Raw genomic sequence first — 17,968 nt, forward strand, 5'->3', positions numbered from 1 at the left:
AACATCGCGAAACAACTGAAGGAGGACCTCAATGAAGAAGTTCGTTTTACCACTGCTATTACTGGTGTCAGGAAGCATTCCTGCATTCGCAACACCGATTTCCGCCGACAATATCGTTGGCCGCTACAATGTCGAAGCATCCTACATGTTCCAAAAGGCCTATATGAAATTCCGGGTTTTAAATAACCATGAATTTGAAATCACCCGCTATCATAAAGACGGTCGCACAGAACCCACCTGCCAGGGTTCTTTCGTAGTGAATAACAGTCTTTATTTTGACGATTATGGAGTGCTGAATGCTGGGGGCCGCTACTTCAAGGGCGTCTTCACCTGCCCGAATGACCGCTCCAAAAAAGTCGACTTCAATATCGACTACAAGAACACGCAAGTGGAAGATCTGCCAAAAGGTGTAAGAGTCACGGCGACCACTTCCATGGTTCCAGGCGCCACTCTAAAAGCCTACGTAATCAAAATACCTTAAAAACAAAAACCCCAGAGTCTCCTCTGGGGTTTTTACTTCGATTTTCAATCTTCGATTCTGGCGTTTAAGTACTACGCTGAATCTTTCTTTTTAGCTTCCGCCGCATCAGCTTCAGCTTTCATTTCTTCGTCGGTTTTATAAACCATCATCGGAGCACCACCATCGTTGATGACGTTCTCGTCGATAACGACTTCTTTAACGTTACCTTTGGATGGAACGTCGTACATGATGTCGAGCATTGCCGTCTCGAGCACACCACGCAGACCGCGGGCACCTGTTTTACGCTTCAAAGCCATTTGTGCAACCGCACGCAAAGCTTTGTCTGTAAACTTCAACTCCACACCTTCAAACGAGAATAGTTTTTGGTATTGCTTAGTGATCGCATTTTTAGGGCGAACCAGGATATCCATCAACGCATCTTCATCCAATTGACCAAGAACTGCGATCGCTGGCAAACGACCGATGAACTCTGGGATCAAACCGAACTTGGACAAGTCATCCGGCTCCACTTTCGCAAGTAGATCCATAGATGCCGCCTCTTTGGCTGTGCGGATTTCCGCAGCGATACCCAATGTTTTATTTGTCGTTCTGTTTTCGATGATTTTATCCAAACCAACGAAAGCACCACCCACGATGAAAAGAATGTTCGTCGTATCCACCTGGATAAATTCCTGTTGTGGATGCTTACGACCACCTTTTGGCGGCAGATTTGCAACTGTACCTTCCAGGATTTTTAGAAGGGCCTGTTGCACACCCTCACCCGATACGTCACGAGTGATGGATGGGTTTTCTGATTTACGAGAGATTTTATCGATCTCATCCACGTAGATAACGCCTTTTTGGGCTTTTTCCACGTCATAGTCAGAAGCCTGAAGAAGATTTAGGACGACGTTTTCAACGTCTTCACCCACGTAACCAGCTTCAGTCAAAGTCGTTGCATCCGCCATTGCGAATGGAACGTTTAGGATCTTAGCAATTGTTTGCGCCAACAATGTTTTACCGGAACCCGTTGGTCCGATCAAAAGGATGTTGGATTTTTGCATTTCCACGTCAGCAGATTTTTTACCACCGGACATCGCGTTCACACGCTTGTAGTGATTATGAACTGCTACCGCCAAAGTTTTCTTGGCTTGAGTCTGACCGATGACGTAATCATCAAGGTAAGTTTTGATATCAGCTGGTTTAGGAACTTTGAAAGTACCCTTAACCGCTGTCTCTTTCTCTTTTTCCTCGTCGATGATGTCATTGCAAAGGTCAATACACTCATCACAGATATATACGCCAGGACCGGCAATCAGTTTTTTAACTTCTTTTTGGCCTTTTCCGCAGAAACTACATCTCAATGCGCCGTTAGTGTCTTTAGTCGTCATCTCTGATTACCCTTTTTTCGCCTTACGAGATTCTACAACGTGGTCAAGCAAACCGAATTCTTTAGCTTGGTAAGGGTCCATGAAATTGTCCCTTTCCATTTGCGCTCTTAAGAATTCATAGTCACGACCCGTGTGAGTTTCGTAAATTCGAGTCAATTTTTCTTTGGTTTTCAAAAGTTCTCTAGCATGGATCTCGATATCAGTAACCTGACCGGACAAACCACCACCAGAAAGAAGCGGTTGATGGATCATGATACGTGTATTTGGAAGGCTGTAACGCATACCTTTGGTACCCGCTGTCAAAAGCAAGGAGCCCATAGATGCCGCCATGCCCATGCAATATGTCGCCACGTCACACTTCACGAACTGCATCATGTCGTAAATCGCCATCCCGGCAGACACGCTGCCCCCTGGAGAGTTGATATACAAGTGAATCGGTTTCTCCGGGTTATCGGATTCAAGGAACAGGAATTGCGCAATAAGAGCATTGGCCACTTCATCCGTTACCGCTGTACCAAGGATGATAATGCGGTCTTTAAGAAGGCGGGAATAAATATCGTATGATCTTTCGCCTTTGGAAGTCTGCTCGATGACGTAAGGAATTAGTGCCACTGGTGTCTCCTAATAGTTGTCTGTACCCTTCGACTGTGTCGAAGTAGCTGAGGTCTTATGCTGTGCTACCTATCGGAATACTCCAGCAAGACTTTATGAAAAAGCCTTTGACCCCTAGGAGTGCTATGTTACATCTAACAAAGCCGAATTACACAATCATTTTAAGAGGTTTAACTATGGCTTTTAACTTACTGAACAAAGATATTGATACTTTGACTTGCCCGGCTTTGGTCGTGTTTTCAAAGTCTTCTTCACAAAAAGACAAGCTTGCGAAAGTGACTCATAATGAGCTGAACAAGCAATTGGTTGATTCTATCTCTGAAAAAACAATTACAGGGAAACACCAAGAAGCGATCACTTTCCGTGAATTCAACATTAGCGGCTACCGTCATCTTATTGTTGTCGGCCTGGGTAAAGAAAACGAAATCACACACGAATCTGTACGCCAATCCGTAGCATCTGCCCTTGAAGCGATCAAAGCTTTGAATGTTAAAGAGGCGGCTTTGCATTTTGACGGCATTACGACTTCCAAAAAAGATGCGGCTAACTTCGCAAAAGCAGTGGCTGAAGGTCTGGTTTTGACTTCTTACGTATTCGACGAATTGAAATCGACTTCAAAAACCAAAAAAGCTGAAGACGAATTGAATGTACACGTTGTTACAAAATTGGCAGCTGACAAAACTGTTAAAGCCGCTTTCCACGAAGGCTCCGTTTTGGCGAACGTAGTTAACTTCTCTCGTCGCCTTGGTGATATGCCAGGTAACTTGATGACTCCGACAATCCTTGCTGACTCTGCTGTGGCAGCAGCTAAAGGTATCACAAACTTGAAAGTAACAGTTTGGGATAAAGCTCGTATCAAGAAAGAAAAAATGGGCGGGCTTCTTGGTGTTGCTGCTGGTTCTGACCAAGAACCACGTTTCATCATCATGGAATACAAAGGTGCTGCGGCTGCTAAAAAGCCAGTTTGCTTCGTTGGTAAAGGTCTGACTTTCGACTGCGGTGGTATTTCTATTAAGCCTGGTGCAGGTATGGAAGAAATGAAATACGACATGTGCGGTGGCGCAAACGTTATCGGCACTTTGCTTGCAATCGCTCAATTGAAATTGAAAGTAAACGCAGTTGGTTTGGTAGCTTCTACTGAAAACTTGATCAACGGCTCTGCGACTAAACCAGGTGACGTTCACACAGCTCGTAACGGTAAAACGTTCGAAGTGAACAACACGGATGCTGAAGGTCGTTTGATCCTTGCAGACGCTTTGTCTTACGCAACTGAGTTGGCTCCACAAGTAATCTGTGATGCTGCAACTTTGACTGGCGCGATGGTTGTTGCCCTGGGCAATACTCACACTGGTTACTTCACTCGCAACTCTGCTTTGAAGACGAAAATTGAAAAAGCAGCTGTTCAATCTGGCGAGTGGGTATGGAACATGCCTTTGACAGATTTCCACTTGAAAGACATGAAAGGCGTTTACGCTGATCTTTCCAATATCTCTTCTGGCAAAGGTGCTGGCTCTGCAACTGCAGCAGCATTCCTTGAGCAATTCGTTGGCGAAGGCATCCCTTGGGCTCACTTCGACATCGCGGGTACTGGCTGGGCTGTAGGCAATCGCCTTCCATATGCTCCTAAAAAAGGTGCTTCTGGTGCGATGATCCGTACATTCGTTGAAGTAGCTAAACAATACGTTTAGGACCCAACCGAAAAGATTTGAATTTGAAGGCCTTGGACTTGCTCCAGGGCCTTTTGTTTTTTATCATAAGCCCTATCACCCTGATGGTAATAAAAACGATAATTCAATTATGAGACAGCACGTTCTTTTTCTAATAATTGCAGGTTTTTCGTTGCTGCCTCTGGGTTGCGCCTCGCTTCCCAAGAATGTGCAAAGAACCCCAAGTGTAAGTATCCCTGCCGATCCGACCACTGAAATTTCCAGAAACATCAGAAGTAAATTAAAGATGCATGACGGCCTGTCTGCATTCCATGCTTTGTTTTCAGGTGAAGACGCCTTTATTTCCCGAGTCACTGCTATTCGAGCAGTCGAAAGATCATTGGATCTTCAGTACTATATTTGGAACAACGATCTGACTGGGAAAATCCTGGTAGAAGAAACACTTAAGGCCGCAGATCGCGGCGTGCGAGTCAGAATCTTGCTGGATGACCTGAATTTGGGACCTCACGAAAAAGTTCTGCGTCACATGGCCATGCACCCCAACATCGACATCCGTATGGTGAACCCTTTTGCGCACCGAAATTTGCGCTTTATGGATTTTTTCACCCTAAACAAAATCGACAAAAGAATGCACAACAAGGTGTTTGTTGCAGATGGAGAAATTGCCATCGTCGGTGGACGAAACATTGGTGACGAGTATTTTTGGGCCAGCAACGAAATGAATTTTGGTGATTTGGATCTGTGGGCTATTGGCCCGGTAGTTCCAGCGCTAAGTCATCAATTTGATACTTATTGGAATGCGGAGATCTCTTATCCGATTGAATCACTAACGGAAAATTTTAATCCCACAGAGCAAGACTACGCCGATTTTCGCAACAACTCCAAATCCGAAACCAAGAAAGCCACGAAGACTGAGTACATCCAGAACCTCATTAAGAATGAATCTGAGAATCCGTTTATAACGGGAAACTTGAAACTTTATTGGGCGACGGCTCAGGTGATCTTTGACCCACCTGAAAAATTTGATCAAAAGGACAACGAGCAATCCAATAACCTTCAATCACAGATCTCCCCGTTTATGAAAAATTCAAGGCAGGAGATACTGATGATTTCTCCCTACTTTGTTCCGGGAGATGATGGTGTTGAGGCGTTAAAAAAGAAGGTGGAAGCGGGTACCCGGATCACCGTGCTGACAAACTCATTGGCGTCAGGGGATGTGGCCGTCGTGTTCTCGGGTTACAAGGGATATCGCAAGGATTTAATCAAAGGCGGCCTCGCACTTTATGAACTAAAGCCCAAAGATCACAAGAATCTGGTAAAGAAAAAGAAGAGCCTGGGATCAAGTTCTTCGCACGCAGGTCTTCACGGAAAAACCCTGGTATTTGATCGAAAGAAGATTCTTGTGGGCTCGATGAATTTGGATCCGCGTTCGGTTTACTTGAATACTGAAGTCGGAGTCATCATCGACAGTCCCGAAATGGCCGAGCAGTTCTCTGCGCAGTTTGAAGAAAACCTGCCGGAGATAGCCTATCAATTAGGGCTTAACGAAAAGTCTGCACTAACCTGGACAACCTATGAGAATGGAGTGAAAGAAACTTTTACTTCAGAACCCGAAACCAGCTGGTGGCAACGGGCTAAAGCTTCGATGCTGTCCTGGGTGGTGCCCGAGCGACAGCTTTGATAGGCCAGTAGTGGTGGCTTTAGAAATTCACCACAATTGGGTGACCCAGATAGCGCGCAACTTCGTTACTTTCGATAGTCAGATCCGAACTGTTAACATTCTTCATTCTGACGGACTTCAACAACCACGTTTTTGGCCAATGATCTGGAAGGTTGGCAAATCGAACAGTAACAGCATTTCCTTCGTTGAATTGGAATTCCCCATCCGCAGGATTTTCACCAAGGATTTTTGCGATTGGTACCCACAGTGGGTTGATCTTCGCCATGTCATTGGAATATTCACAAGCGCCCTCCACTTCCATGGATGGTTTTTCGCCGGAAACCGAAACACCTTCTGCTTCAAAAACGAAACTGACTTTTGCAAACTCCTGGCAGGCAAGTTTTCTTTGGCCATACTGATCTGTGAAAACAAAATGTCCAAGCGAAAGGCCTGAGGCACCAGGGGCTTTTTTCAATTCAAAACCCGCAACCAGGCGTTGTTTGACTGCATCCTGAAGATTCTCTCCAGACAGATGAGAGAAATCAAAACCTGAACGAACCGCTGCTGGGTCACGGCTGATAGAACTGAATTCAGTATTGTTATAGACAAGTGCATAGCCCGCCACAAAACAAACAAAGAAAAGCCCGAAGACTCCCACATATTTTTGCATATCGATTCCTCTTACATGCAGAATAACATGAGCTTTGGCTTTGCTTGGAGTTTTCTAGTTTCGACAGGCCTATTGTCTAGTAGGTGATGATAACACTCTGAACGTTAACAGTCTGGTTCCCCACCTGAACTTGGCGAATTTGCGGATCCAAAGCCATGTGGGGAGCTGGGGAATTTGCACGCGAGCGGTAGGCAGCTTGGATGACCTGGACCTCGCGGCCTTGGGATTTTAGGCTGACATTAATATTTTCCGCATTCTTGGCATTCAATTGAAAATTGATGACACCTTTATTTGAAACCGCTGAAGCAACTTGCTTTCCGTTTAGATAAATTCCAACTTTCTCGCCATCACGGGCATCGGTCAGAGCCGTTATATATCGACCACCGGTATAATCTGCCGGATTGGCTGAAAAACCCTCGCTCGTCATTTGTGCCGCATCCACAATCGTCAATGAAACGATTATTTGCCCGCTGGTCATCGCAGCCATTGCTGGTGAAGCCATTACCAACCCCAACAGGGACATAGCTGTGATACGAATTAGTTTTGCAGTCTTCATGGGGCCTCCTGATTTTTGTGTGCAAGACATCAGGAGCAAGGGCCGTTCCCGGCTTAAATGAAAAGGGTATAGTTTGAGGTAACAGCCCCTGTCTAAGACTATGACAGGGGTCAAAAACTGACTCTAACTACGTATATCCTTTGAACTGCGCATTAAGCTCGCGGGCTTCATGGGCGATCGCTAGAAGACCCAATTTTGCAGTCCAACCATAGACGTTTTCCTGAGGACAGCCTGGAGTATTAATAGCCAAATCCGAAACACACAGACGCTTATAAACTGCGCCCGGACTGTTTAAACTCTCTGTTGAACTTTTCTCGGAGTGGGTTCTTAAGAAGCCCCCCGCCAGATCACAGCCAATCATATAAATAACTGGTTCTGCACTCGCACCTTCGGCTTCAACGATCGAAGGAATGCCTTCCTGGATAATCACTTCTTCAACGTCGCGACCACCTTTTGCGGCTTTCATCTTTTTGCGTGATTTATAGCTCCACTCTTTAACTTCTGCCCCAGAGCCCACGCGAATAACTGCCAGTCCGTAAGTGCCGGCATTGTTTTTCACGAATACAAATGGCTCCTGATTAATTCCGCGTTTTTGGTATTCAACCTTAAGACGCGCCAGCATGGCATCAACTCTGGCAGCGAGTTCGTCGCGACTTTTTTCATCACCGATATCGAAGTGTTCAAACAGTTCAGTTTCAACCGTCATCAGAAACGGATCAATTTTAGCGATAGCACTGAACTCCTCAACAAGCTGATTGTAGTACTTGAAGTAAGTGCTTTTTTTCCGTTGATACCAACCCAATTCGTGCGGCGGATTCATGGGGTATTTACGTACGGTATTGGTCCACTCTTCATAGGCCATGGAAAAGTCATTGTTGCTGATGATCAGATCCGGAGTGTAATCGCGCATCAGACTTCCATCCATCAGGGCGGAGTACACTGTGATTTCGTTTCCGGCAGAGCTTGTGATTTGCACCGGTGTTTCAAGCTCGCGAGGAATGGCGACGCGCACTTCGATACTGGACGCTTCAATCAACGACTTAATCGTGTAAACATTCTCCCAGTAAAACGCGTTATTGGTGTGCTCTTCGGTAACCAGCAGCACTTTTTTGATTTTATCACCATAGTGCTGAGTGATGTACTTATTCATCAACCCCACAGAGGTTTCCTTATCCGTAGGACAAATATTGTTAAATCCAGCCGGAAAGATATTCGCATCCACATTGGAAATCTTATAACCAGAATCACGAATGTCGTAACTGGAGTAGATCGGATATTGATATTCATTGGACTTGGCAGTGAACCAAGCACAAATCTCGTTCATGTTGGCGAGTGTTTGTTTGTGAAGGGTAAGCTTCGCCATTTGTTCTCCTTAAAATCTTAACTACAAATTTGGATCCACGCCGGGAGCGACTTTTTTCTCGGGCAACGAGGTCTCAGTCTTGATGCGGCCGGATCTTTTAATGCTGTTAAGTTTCTTAGACTCCTCCGTCAGACCCATGGATTCATGGCCCTGATACAGAAGTCTTTCTGTTTTACTGCGCACATCATTTGTTAATGTGAAAAACTCAATCTGATAACTATTCAGGGTTTGTCCAGTGATCGGCTTATATAATTCTGCACGATCAATCAAATGAATCAGCGCGCCACCCAAGTGCGCCTGATGACTGGGGTTTTGGCTAACAGATTCAACCTGCAGATACATTTCCCCGTAGGTTCCCAAAAGCTCTTTTAGTGCCAAAGGAGACCAGCGGGCGTCATTAAGCTCCAATGCCTTGATCAGATAAATCTGCATCAAACTTTGCGAATTCACGAAGCCGTCAAAATTTTCCACCGACAGCTGGTTCGTCGAGACACTACCCATCTGATAGTAAGTTTTTGCCAACCAGTCTTTTTCAAGTTTTGTGGTATCAGCCTCGGCGCGAATTTTTGCAATCCCTTTTTCGGCTTCGTTCAAATATTGAACGGCTTCTTTTTCACGCCCCACGCGACTGTAGGCCGCAGCAAGTCTTGCAGGAATTTCCGCATAGCCCACGGTCAGCGGCAAAGTATTCCGCAAACTTTTTGCATCCAACAGACTGGCGATCGTTTTTTGATCATCGCCTAATGCTTCGTCACAGAATGACATACGGTAACTGGCAAGGGCTGAAATGTCGGGCTGAAGATTTCTGGTTTTCAGGATGACATCACGGTAGATTGCCGCAGCTTCGACCCACTTCCCCTGACCTTCCAAAGCCTGTCCCTCACCAATGCGCGAGGACTGCAGGTAGGTCGAAACGGGATAAGTCTGTTGGAATAGTTTGTACTGCTTAAAAGCTTCTGGATAGTTGCCTGAGTTCAAGGAGTCTTGTGCAGTTTTCAGGTCGCGCTCTTCAAGTACTCTTTGATTTTGAAGAGCCCCGTCTTCACTGCGGTTCATTTGAAAAAAGCTGCAACCCGTAAGAGAGAATAGCACAAACAGGCTGATCACTATCTTCATGGAACCTTCTCCTCCTCAGTAATGAGGGCGCTTATTTCTTCAAGCCCCGACAGATCCGAAACATCTTTGACCAGATCCGGGATTCTTAATACACGGGCATCTTGCGACATCTTCTTTTCAAACTGACGATAGATCGCATCCCTATGATTGTAATAGGTCTTCATTTGCATATACAAGTCCACAAGGCCCTGCTCGGCTGTACCGCCTTCATAACCTACCCGGAGGTCCAGCCAATGAGGGAAAACACGATTCAAAATAACCGTGTCCAGATTGTAGCCACCCTTACGAATTTCACGGGAGAAAAACTCGGCCTCTTTCAGCTTCGCCTGATCAAAACTTGTGACCAGAAAAAATCTTGTGGTTGGCGCAACCAGCATGCGCTGAACCTCGGTGGTTCGCTGCAAAAGTTTGCCTTGCCATTGCTCGATGTTGATAAAGAAATCCCCCAGCTCGCGAATGAACTGCGAACCCGTCAAAGTTTCCAGAACTTTTAATACCTGGCGTGTCCCGGCTTGAATCAAGTGACCAAAGATACCGGACTTCTTTCCTTCAGGATCGCGGAACCACTTAGCCACACCTTCACTGAAAAGTGTCGCAAGCTTTTGCGGGGCTTTCAGAAAATCCAGAGCATGCTTAGTCGGCGGAGTGTCCAGAATAATCAAATCAAACTTGCCAGATTCATAGACTGAGTAAAGCTTTTCCAGTGAGGTAAATTCCTGGGAGCCGCTAAGACTTGTCGAAAGCTGTTTGTACAGACTGTTTTCAAAGATTCTGCGCACGGCTTCGGATTTTTGCGCTGCTCTTTCAACAAATTCATCAAAGGTTTTTTTGTGATCAATGACGGAGGCGTAAAGCTCGCCCTTAAAGTTTTGACCGGGAACTTTTGTGATGTCGTTGGTACCTTCGATTCCCAATGTTTGCGCCAGACGCTTTGCCGGATCGATAGTTAAAACCAAAACCTTCAATCCCTCTTTGGCGGCAAGGACACCGACTGCGGCGGCAACCGTGGTTTTACCCACTCCGCCGCTACCTACACAGACCAGAACTTTGGTGTCTTTCAAAAGATGCCGGCTCATGGAACTTTCTCCACAACTTTTTCAACAAGCTTCCATGGTTCAGTTTCAAAAAACAGCGGGACTTTCGAGATATCCTTAAAACTTCTTTTTGCCTGATCGAACATCATTTTCTGACGAGTGAGTTGTTGCTCAATATACTGCGCAAACATTCCCAAGTCGGAGTTCGTAAGCGTTTCCGCATTTTGCAAGGACGTCAGCGGCACGTTGACCTCAAGCACTTTGTTCAGCACAAGGCCGGGCTCTACTGCGAAATCTTTCTTTAGATACTCGCCAAGTTCTGCGGATTCTTTCAGTGGAAGTTCTTCTGGTAAAGAGACGATATGGTACTTGGAAATATTTTGATCCTGCAGAACGCGAATAATGCTGCGACTTTGCTCGCCCATCGGACCAATCTGCACGGCTTGCGCCATTCCACTGGGCGCTGCAAGCAAGGCTTTGAAGTGACCTGTTGCAAACGCATCGACCACGACGCAGTCAAAGTTCATCGCGGGACCGTACTTGCGAGGGCCGGAGGTGATTTTCCCCAGCATCGCCAGCTCCGGCAACCCGGGGGCGATGTTGATAAACGCCTTCATCACTGCATTATCAAAGAAAAGCTTCGCCAGGCTTTCCACCTTGATCAGATACTGAGCGTACTCTCGCAGACAGGATTCCCCCGTCCATAGCGCAAGGGAAAGATTCGGTTTGATTTCATGGGGTTGAAATGTGACATCCGCTAAGTCAAAGAAATCCTTAAGGAAACTTTGATCTCCCAGCTCCACCAAAAGGACTTTCTTCCCCTGACGGCTGAATTTCAAAGCGAGCGCTGCGGCTATTACCGACTTACCAACGCCCCCTTTTCCGGTCACAAAATGAATCTCTTGCTGCATAGATCTTTAAAGTGTCTCTGAGCTTGGAAATATAGGCATTACGCATAGCATTATAAGGTGCCTTCAGAGAGGGCATAACCTACTATCCGACGGCTTTTAACATGTAGGAGTAATCGCATGAAATCAAACGTAGAAAAGGTGTCTAACCTTTCAAGAAAGATGAATATCGAAATCCCAGCTGCAGTTGTGGCAGCATCTTTCAACAAAGTGTTCACTAGCATCCAAAAAGACGTGGAAATCAAAGGCTTCCGTAAAGGTAAAGCTCCTTTGAACACAATCAAATCCATCTATGGCGACCGCGTAAAACAAGACGTAGTTCAAGACCTGGTTCAAAAACACTACGCGCAAGCGTTGGAAGAGCACAAACTTGATCCTATCAGCTACCCAGAATTTGAGTTCGCTGATCCAGCTGCTGACAAAGATTTTTCTTTCTCTGCAGCGTTTGATGTTCGTCCAGAGATCAACTTGAAAAAATACGAAGGTTTGGAAGTTGAAAAAGAAGCTTTCGAATTCGACGCTAAAAAAGTTGACCAAGTGTTGGAAAACATCCGTTCTTCACGCGCAACATTCGAAACAGTAACTGAAGATCGCGCAGCTAAAAAAGGCGACGTGGCAATCATCGACTTCAACGGTTTCATGGGCGGCGCGCCTCTTGAAAACGGTGCTGGCACAGACCACAACCTTGAGTTGGGTGCTAACCAGTTCATCGAAGGTTTCGAAGATGGCATCATCGGAATGAAAAAAGGCGACAACAAAACGCTTACTTTGAAATTCCCAGATCCATACCACTCTGCAGAGCTTGCTGGTAAACCAGTTGAGTTCAAAGTTACTTTGAAAGAAATCAAAGCAAAAGTATTGCCTGAGTTGAACGACGAGTTCATCAAAACTTTGGGTGGACCAGAGTCTTTGGCTGACTTGAAAAAAACAATCCAGGAAGACCTTGAGCAAAACGACAAGAAACGTATCGAAGACGGCTTCAAAAACCGCACTTTGAAAGCGTTGGTTAAGGAAAATCCAATTGAAGTTCCTCCTTCTTTGTTGAAAGAGCAAAAAGCTTCATTGGTTGAAGACTTCAAAAAACGCATGGCTGACCAAGGCATGGGCGAAGCAGACTTCGGTTCTTACGTTCAAAAATGGGATGCTGATTTCACAAACACAGCAACTGAAATGATCCAATCTTCATTCCTGGTTGATGCTATTGCGAAAAAACACGATCTATTCGCGAAAAAAGAAGACGTTGATGCGAAATTCGAAGAATACGCAAAACAAACTGGTATCGAAGTTTCCCGTATCAAAGAATTCTACGGCCGTCCTGAGCAATCAAGCCGCCTGACTTACCAAATCACTGAAGAAAAAGTGATCAACTTCTTGAACAAAACTATCAAAGTTAAAGAAGTTCCAGCCGGCACCTTCAAAGACGAACAAAACTAAAAGGTACGGACACACTTTCTCCAACGAAGGGCTCTCGCAAGAGAGCCCTTTTTTATTTCCCGCCTCACCGCTAAGCCTCCAAGGTACGGACACACTTTCTCCAGAAATCATTTTGATTGGGCTCGCAAAAGGCATCCGACTTGCAAACTCCCCGGTCATGGCAAGGAAAAAAATCCTTTATACTCATGAGCTCCCGTACCACGTAATGGCCCGATCTAATAATAAGGAATGGTTTTACATACCAATTCAAGATTGTTGGTATGTTTTTCAAGACGTCATCCGAAAAACACAGAAACAGTACGGCCTCCAAGTCTATGTTTTCGTTCTGATGGACAATCACTATCACATGCTTGTCCAGTGTTCGGAGAAGCATACTCTCGGTGAGGCAATGAACTACCTCCAAAAAACCGTCAGTAAGGCAATAAACAAAAAAGCAGGACGAATAAATCATGTGTTTGGTGGCCCGTACAAACCAACCCTCATCAAAGATCCCGACAGTTTCTCATCAGTTTATAAATATATACTACGCAATCCCGTTACAGCCGGGTTGGTAACTCAGGTTGAAGACTACTACTTCTCCACTCTAAACTCACCTGGAGTTGACTTGGCTGTTGAAAATGAGTGGTTCGCAACCACGCCCACTGATCGCAGCAACTGGCTTAATGTAAGCTTTGAAGATGAGCGCTATTTGGCAATCAATCGGGCTTTAAAAAGAACAGAGTTTAGAATTGCCGACCGGATTCGATCTGATTGAGGCGTACCTATGAAAATACACCTCAATTATGGAGAAAGTGTGTCCGTACCTTTTAGACGTGACCTTTTAAAGGGGGACGGCTTTCCAGAATTTTTCTGGGTCTTCGATGAAGGGTGTGTGGCCCATTCCTGGTAGGGAGATCAATTTTCCTTTTTTGATTTTGCTGATCACGTCTTTGGACATTTTTGGGTAGTTGCCCATTTTCTTTTTGTTTTCTTCAGGGGCCCAGGCTTTGCCGATGGCTGTGGTGTCTTTTGTTCCTACCACCAACACCGTCGGCATTTTTAGATTTTTGAATTCATAATATACTGGTTGAGTGAAGATCGCTTCGGAGGTCAGAGCCGACGTCCATGCGATGCGCGCATAATCGGGGCCGTCGAACCAGCCTTTTGCGGGCACCAGGTATTTGTCGTATTCTGGTTTCCACTTATTATCGTAGTAGTGATCCAGTTGATACTTTTTCACTTTATCGATGTTGTTCGAAAGCTCGCTGTCATTAAGTTGATCGACACTTTTATAAGTCGTCAGTGTTTTCCAATCCTCAAGTCCCAATGGATTCACCATGATTAGCTTCGTGATGTTTTCTGGATACATCAGTGCGTAACGAGCCGCGAGCATTCCTCCCATGGAGTGCCCTAGCAGTTGGAACTTTTCGATTTTCAAATTATCCATCAGCATTTTTGAATATGATGCCAAGGCATGAAGGGAGTATTGGAATTCCGCAGGCTTCGTGGATTTTCCAAAACCGATTTGGTCGATCATGATCACGCGATAGCCCTTACCCACCAAAACTTTGGCCATATCTTCAAAGTAGTAGCCGGAAAAGTTTTTCCCGTGGAAAAGCACAATGACTTTGTCGGAGCCCTTATCGGGAGCTACATCCATATAGGCCATTTTCAAATCCTGACTTTGCGCTCGGAAAGAATAGTATGAAACCGGGAATGGATAGTTAAACTGAGTCAGCTCAGCATCAAAGCCTTTGATTGGCTCAGCAGTCTTTTCAACCTTTGCGGGTTGAGAGGCACAAGCGGATAAAACAAACATCGACAATAAAAGTAGTTCTCTCATTCTTCTCTCCTGAAGAAACAATGATAAGAGATGAACTCAACGTTCCAAAGTAATTCTTACTTTCGGGTGCTAAACTTGATGGCTGGCAAAATGGAGAAAGTGTGTCCGTACCTTTAGCGGCAGTTGTTGAATTGTTGGAAGTAGCGTTGGCAGACTGAGTACTGGCTGCTGCAGTCGTTGACGTCGGCGGAGTTGTAATGCGTTGTTGGGCATACGCGGGAAGCATTGCGTGCTACGTTGATTGTGAATTCACCTTGGCTTAAAGGTTCACGGTTGTTAGATGCGTAAACTGCGTAGCTGATTTTGTTTTTGCCTGAAGCTAGAAGTGGCTTTTGGAAAATTGTCGAGATCCACAAGTTGATTGCCGAACCGCTGCGACCTTGGGAGCCGTTGTAGTCGTCCTCTTTGGTGCGAACCGATCCGTCTTCACGCAAGTTGCGCAGTTCATAGCGAGCTGCACGAGCATCCCTTGGTCCAACGAAGTAATCGTAGGAAACGGGATCAAGTACGACATCTCTGCATGTAAATGTGGCAGCGCCTCCGCCGTTGAACCCTTCGCAGGTTACGTGGACCTGGCCTTCAATGGGAGTTGCTTTGAACTGGGAGCCTGACGAAAAACCCACAGTATCGGCGGCACTTGCTGCTCCGATAGCTGATATGCTGACGCATAATAATGTGAGTATATTCTTAAACAAGGAGGCCCCTCCACCCGTTAGAAGTTGCGGTAGAGTAAGGCCCCTATTTTTTGGAATCAATAACTAGCGCGTCAAACCCTTCATGGTGTTCCACGCCTTAAGATAGCTAAATGCTTGATATGCTTGGTAATCTTTCTTCAAGATATTGTCGCGAGGCGACAGCTTTTCTTCTTTTTTAGAGCCAACGTCTTTCCACCAAGCCAATGCGCCCTCATCTGCGTTCTTTTTAACATCAAGTTTTTCCGCGGCTTTTTCCTTATCACCTTTCAAGTGACCAGCGATATCACCCTCACGAGTGGACTGCTGTTTCTGGATAGATTTCGCGAAAGTTTCTGGATCGATGTCCTCGATTTCAACGTCCGGATGAATTCCTTCAGCCTGGATAGATGTACCACTTGGTGTGTAGTAGCGGGCAACTGTCAGCTTCAAACCAGAACCGTCCCCTAGTTTAATAACAGATTGAACGGAACCTTTACCGAACGTGCGCTCACCCACGATCAAAGCGCGTTTGTTATCCTGAAGCGCACCGGAAACGATCTCGCTGGCACTTGCCGTGTATTCATTTACCAGGATCACGACCGGAACATCAGTGTATTTGCCTTTTTTCGTAGCCATCGCCACTTCTTTTTCAGCTTTGTTACGACCGATAGTGCTGACGATCACGCCCTCTTTAAGGAACATGTCGCTGACTTTCACCGCTTGATCCAACAAACCACCCGGATTTCTGCGCAGGTCGATTAGCAAACCACTTAGTTTACCGTTGGATTTAGTGTGCGCTTGAATTGCATTTTCAAGATCCTTCGAAGTGTTTTCGATGAAACTTGTGATACGTACATATGCAAAACCATCACCCATATCTGTGTATTTAACAGATTTGATTTTCACAACACCGCGAGTGATTGTGATATCGCGGGGTTTTTCTTCGTTTTCACGAACCACGCGCAAAACAATTTTAGTACCTTTTTTACCGCGCATGAATTGAGAAGCCTCAACCAAGCTCAACCCTTTAGTACTGTTGCCATCGATCGCAATAACTTTATCACCGGCTTTGATACCGGCCTGCCATGCTGGAGCATCTTCGATGGGAGAAATAATAGTCAAAATGCCATTTTGGTTTGAAATCTCGATCCCCAGACCGCCGAACTCTCCACTGGTTTCAGTTTCAAAGTCCTTGAAGATTTCTGGTGGCATGAAGTTCGTGTGCGGATCCAACTCACGCAACATTCCCTTGATAGCACCATAAACCAGTTTTTTAGTGTCAGTCTCTTCAACATAGTACTGTTGGATAAGATTCAAAACCTTGCTGAAGTTTTGTAGATCAGCGTAACGATCTTGCGCGAATGCACGGACTTGAAAACCTGTTTCAGCCATTACAAACAAAGTCAGAAGCAGAATGCCTCCAAGAATATAGGTTTTCCAATAGCGTTTGATACTTTGCATGTGGTTAGAGTCCTTTCATCCACTGTTGCGGGTCGTAGGGTTCTGAAAAATGTCTGATCTCAAAATACATTCCCGCAGGCATGTCCGCTGAGGCGTCACCCGAGGTGGCAACAACCTGGGATTGAGATACTTCCTCCCCTGCTGTTACTTTGATTTCGTCGGCATGGGAATAGACAGAGTAATAGTGATCGCCATGATCTACAATTAATGTATTTCCAAATCCTGGAAGTTCCCCCACGTATGCGACTTTTCCTTCGAATACGGATTTGATCAAACTTCCTGTTGCCGCCGAGATAAAGATACCTTTGCTGTTTAAAGTGTAAGGGTGATCCTTGGCTTTCATAAGTCCAAATTTTTGTGTCACGACTCCCTGAAGAGGTCGAGGCAGCTCACCTTTTGAATCCTGAAAAGATGCTTTGAACAAAGTATCGAAAACCCCGGTGTCATCAAAGTTGAATTGCTCGGATTTCGCTCTAAGTTCGCTGATTTTGTTCTCAGCGAACATTTTCGACTTACGAATGCCGCTAAGGAGCTTATTTTTCAAGTTTTGCTCGGCTACGAGTTTCTTTTCCTGCGTCGAAATCCCGATCTCTACCGACTTCAAACTCTCCAAACGCTTCGCCAGAGACTTTCTTTTTTCTTGAAGGTCCTGGACGTCGTGCCTGTATCCTTTAATCAGCTCCAGATCTCTTTGGGCTACAATTCCCAGGATTTTCAAATTTCGATCCATGGAAACCGAACTATCCGCATTTAAAATAAACCGCGCCAAAGGTTGTCCACCCAGTTTGTAAATCGCTTTCAGTCGCTCCGCCAACTGTGCTCTTTGCACTTTCGCTTTACTTTCAAGTTCTTCAACTTTTTCAGTCAGATTTTTGATATTCACTTCCAACAACGCACGCTGCTGGGACAGGGATCCACGCTCAGTCACAGTCCTTTTGATCTTTTTATTGATTTCATAAAGACCCGATAGAACCTGACGTTGCTTTTGTTCTGCGTTCGCCAATTTCTGCTTATTAGCTTCGATATCCTTATTCAAGGCCTCGACTTTTTCCGTCGGACTGGAATCAGGAGTTGCGGCTTGAACCACAAAACTTTGCAGTGAAATAAGAAGCGCCCCCAGGGCCAATGATCTTTTCAAGA

The 17,968-nt window shown here is 45.5% G+C and carries 17 protein-coding genes; 5 read left to right on the plus strand and 12 right to left on the minus strand.

Annotation, left to right across the window (positions count from 1 at the left end):
- Nucleotides 1-31: 31 nt before the first annotated feature.
- Nucleotides 32-481, plus strand: coding sequence for a hypothetical protein (locus ACLVWU_RS17845; RefSeq protein ID WP_413576247.1), 450 nt, complete (start codon nucleotides 32-34; stop codon nucleotides 479-481).
- A 71-nt stretch (nucleotides 482-552) separates the two neighbouring features.
- Here ACLVWU_RS17845 and clpX read toward each other — a convergent pair whose 3' ends face one another.
- Nucleotides 553-1,851, minus strand: coding sequence for an ATP-dependent Clp protease ATP-binding subunit ClpX (gene clpX, locus ACLVWU_RS17850; protein ID WP_413576248.1), 1,299 nt, complete (start codon nucleotides 1,849-1,851; stop codon nucleotides 553-555).
- Between the two features lie 6 nt (nucleotides 1,852-1,857).
- Nucleotides 1,858-2,463 (minus strand): ATP-dependent Clp protease proteolytic subunit, encoded by a 606-nt coding sequence (locus ACLVWU_RS17855; protein WP_413576249.1) that lies wholly within the window; start codon nucleotides 2,461-2,463, stop codon nucleotides 1,858-1,860.
- A 176-nt stretch (nucleotides 2,464-2,639) separates the two neighbouring features.
- Between ACLVWU_RS17855 and ACLVWU_RS17860 the strand changes: the two genes are divergently transcribed.
- Together ACLVWU_RS17860 and ACLVWU_RS17865 are read left to right on the plus strand one after the other, a co-directional pair.
- The gene (locus ACLVWU_RS17860) at nucleotides 2,640-4,151 is read left to right on the plus strand and encodes a leucyl aminopeptidase (RefSeq protein ID WP_413576250.1); all 1,512 of its coding nucleotides are present in this window, start codon (nucleotides 2,640-2,642) and stop codon (nucleotides 4,149-4,151) included.
- Nucleotides 4,152-4,260: 109 nt separating this feature from the next.
- Nucleotides 4,261-5,811: a phospholipase D family protein gene (locus tag ACLVWU_RS17865; RefSeq protein ID WP_413576251.1), complete on the plus strand. Its 1,551-nt coding sequence runs from the start codon at nucleotides 4,261-4,263 to the stop codon at nucleotides 5,809-5,811.
- Nucleotides 5,812-5,830: 19 nt separating this feature from the next.
- Here ACLVWU_RS17865 and ACLVWU_RS17870 read toward each other — a convergent pair whose 3' ends face one another.
- The 6 genes from ACLVWU_RS17870 to ACLVWU_RS17895 all read right to left on the minus strand — a co-directional run bounded on the left by ACLVWU_RS17870 (nucleotide 5,831) and on the right by ACLVWU_RS17895 (nucleotide 11,440).
- Nucleotides 5,831-6,460, minus strand: coding sequence for a hypothetical protein (locus ACLVWU_RS17870; RefSeq protein WP_413576252.1), 630 nt, complete (start codon nucleotides 6,458-6,460; stop codon nucleotides 5,831-5,833).
- A 76-nt stretch (nucleotides 6,461-6,536) separates the two neighbouring features.
- A complete protein-coding gene (locus ACLVWU_RS17875; protein ID WP_413576253.1) occupies nucleotides 6,537-7,016 on the minus strand; it encodes a hypothetical protein in 480 nt (159 codons plus the stop codon).
- 127 nt (nucleotides 7,017-7,143) lie between these two features.
- Nucleotides 7,144-8,379, minus strand: coding sequence for a glutamate--cysteine ligase (gene gshA / locus ACLVWU_RS17880; protein ID WP_413576254.1), 1,236 nt, complete (start codon nucleotides 8,377-8,379; stop codon nucleotides 7,144-7,146).
- 21 nt (nucleotides 8,380-8,400) lie between these two features.
- A complete protein-coding gene (locus ACLVWU_RS17885) occupies nucleotides 8,401-9,495 on the minus strand; it encodes a tetratricopeptide repeat protein (protein ID WP_413576255.1) in 1,095 nt (364 codons plus the stop codon).
- On the minus strand, nucleotides 9,492-10,571 hold the full coding sequence (locus ACLVWU_RS17890) for an ArsA family ATPase (protein WP_413576256.1): 1,080 nt from the start codon (nucleotides 10,569-10,571) through the stop codon (nucleotides 9,492-9,494). Before ACLVWU_RS17890 ends, ACLVWU_RS17885 begins: the two co-directional genes overlap by 4 nt.
- On the minus strand, nucleotides 10,568-11,440 hold the full coding sequence (locus tag ACLVWU_RS17895) for an ArsA family ATPase (RefSeq protein ID WP_413576257.1): 873 nt from the start codon (nucleotides 11,438-11,440) through the stop codon (nucleotides 10,568-10,570). Before ACLVWU_RS17895 ends, ACLVWU_RS17890 begins: the two co-directional genes overlap by 4 nt.
- Nucleotides 11,441-11,557: 117 nt before the next feature.
- On the opposite strand from ACLVWU_RS17895, the gene tig reads away from it, so the two are divergent.
- Together tig and ACLVWU_RS17905 are read left to right on the plus strand one after the other, a co-directional pair.
- Nucleotides 11,558-12,871: a trigger factor gene (gene tig / locus ACLVWU_RS17900; protein ID WP_413576258.1), complete on the plus strand. Its 1,314-nt coding sequence runs from the start codon at nucleotides 11,558-11,560 to the stop codon at nucleotides 12,869-12,871.
- Nucleotides 12,872-13,028: 157 nt separating this feature from the next.
- Nucleotides 13,029-13,625, plus strand: coding sequence for a transposase (locus tag ACLVWU_RS17905; protein WP_413578811.1), 597 nt, complete (start codon nucleotides 13,029-13,031; stop codon nucleotides 13,623-13,625).
- Between the two features lie 66 nt (nucleotides 13,626-13,691).
- Here ACLVWU_RS17905 and ACLVWU_RS17910 read toward each other — a convergent pair whose 3' ends face one another.
- The 4 genes from ACLVWU_RS17910 to ACLVWU_RS17925 all read right to left on the minus strand — a co-directional run bounded on the left by ACLVWU_RS17910 (nucleotide 13,692) and on the right by ACLVWU_RS17925 (nucleotide 17,966).
- Nucleotides 13,692-14,693: an alpha/beta fold hydrolase gene (locus ACLVWU_RS17910; protein ID WP_413576259.1), complete on the minus strand. Its 1,002-nt coding sequence runs from the start codon at nucleotides 14,691-14,693 to the stop codon at nucleotides 13,692-13,694.
- 113 nt (nucleotides 14,694-14,806) lie between these two features.
- On the minus strand, nucleotides 14,807-15,388 hold the full coding sequence (locus ACLVWU_RS17915) for a hypothetical protein (RefSeq protein WP_413576260.1): 582 nt from the start codon (nucleotides 15,386-15,388) through the stop codon (nucleotides 14,807-14,809).
- 63 nt (nucleotides 15,389-15,451) lie between these two features.
- A complete protein-coding gene (locus tag ACLVWU_RS17920; protein WP_413576261.1) occupies nucleotides 15,452-16,828 on the minus strand; it encodes a S41 family peptidase in 1,377 nt (458 codons plus the stop codon).
- Nucleotides 16,829-16,832: 4 nt separating this feature from the next.
- The gene (locus tag ACLVWU_RS17925; RefSeq protein WP_413576262.1) at nucleotides 16,833-17,966 is read right to left on the minus strand and encodes a murein hydrolase activator EnvC family protein; all 1,134 of its coding nucleotides are present in this window, start codon (nucleotides 17,964-17,966) and stop codon (nucleotides 16,833-16,835) included.
- Nucleotides 17,967-17,968: the final 2 nt, after the last annotated feature.

The organism is Bdellovibrio sp. HCB290 (assembly GCF_047305925.1).
Lineage (GTDB): Bacteria > Bdellovibrionota > Bdellovibrionia > Bdellovibrionales > Bdellovibrionaceae > Bdellovibrio.

What these genes read in the sequence shown, in the direction of transcription:
- ACLVWU_RS17890 (WP_413576256.1), bottom strand. Translation starts at nt 10,571, where the DNA reads ATGAGCCGGCATCTTTTGAAAGACACCAAAGTTCTGGTCTGTGTAGGT.
- ACLVWU_RS17910 (WP_413576259.1), bottom strand. Translation starts at nt 14,693, where the DNA reads ATGAGAGAACTACTTTTATTGTCGATGTTTGTTTTATCCGCTTGTGCC.
- ACLVWU_RS17920 (WP_413576261.1), bottom strand. Translation starts at nt 16,828, where the DNA reads ATGCAAAGTATCAAACGCTATTGGAAAACCTATATTCTTGGAGGCATT.
- ACLVWU_RS17865 (WP_413576251.1), top strand. Translation starts at nt 4,261, where the DNA reads ATGAGACAGCACGTTCTTTTTCTAATAATTGCAGGTTTTTCGTTGCTG.
- ACLVWU_RS17845 (WP_413576247.1), top strand. Translation starts at nt 32, where the DNA reads ATGAAGAAGTTCGTTTTACCACTGCTATTACTGGTGTCAGGAAGCATT.
- ACLVWU_RS17870 (WP_413576252.1), bottom strand. Translation starts at nt 6,460, where the DNA reads ATGCAAAAATATGTGGGAGTCTTCGGGCTTTTCTTTGTTTGTTTTGTG.
- tig (WP_413576258.1), top strand. Translation starts at nt 11,558, where the DNA reads ATGAAATCAAACGTAGAAAAGGTGTCTAACCTTTCAAGAAAGATGAAT.
- ACLVWU_RS17895 (WP_413576257.1), bottom strand. Translation starts at nt 11,440, where the DNA reads ATGCAGCAAGAGATTCATTTTGTGACCGGAAAAGGGGGCGTTGGTAAG.
- ACLVWU_RS17905 (WP_413578811.1), top strand. Translation starts at nt 13,029, where the DNA reads ATGGCAAGGAAAAAAATCCTTTATACTCATGAGCTCCCGTACCACGTA.
- clpX (WP_413576248.1), bottom strand. Translation starts at nt 1,851, where the DNA reads ATGACGACTAAAGACACTAACGGCGCATTGAGATGTAGTTTCTGCGGA.
- ACLVWU_RS17875 (WP_413576253.1), bottom strand. Translation starts at nt 7,016, where the DNA reads ATGAAGACTGCAAAACTAATTCGTATCACAGCTATGTCCCTGTTGGGG.
- gshA (WP_413576254.1), bottom strand. Translation starts at nt 8,379, where the DNA reads ATGGCGAAGCTTACCCTTCACAAACAAACACTCGCCAACATGAACGAG.
- ACLVWU_RS17885 (WP_413576255.1), bottom strand. Translation starts at nt 9,495, where the DNA reads ATGAAGATAGTGATCAGCCTGTTTGTGCTATTCTCTCTTACGGGTTGC.
- ACLVWU_RS17860 (WP_413576250.1), top strand. Translation starts at nt 2,640, where the DNA reads ATGGCTTTTAACTTACTGAACAAAGATATTGATACTTTGACTTGCCCG.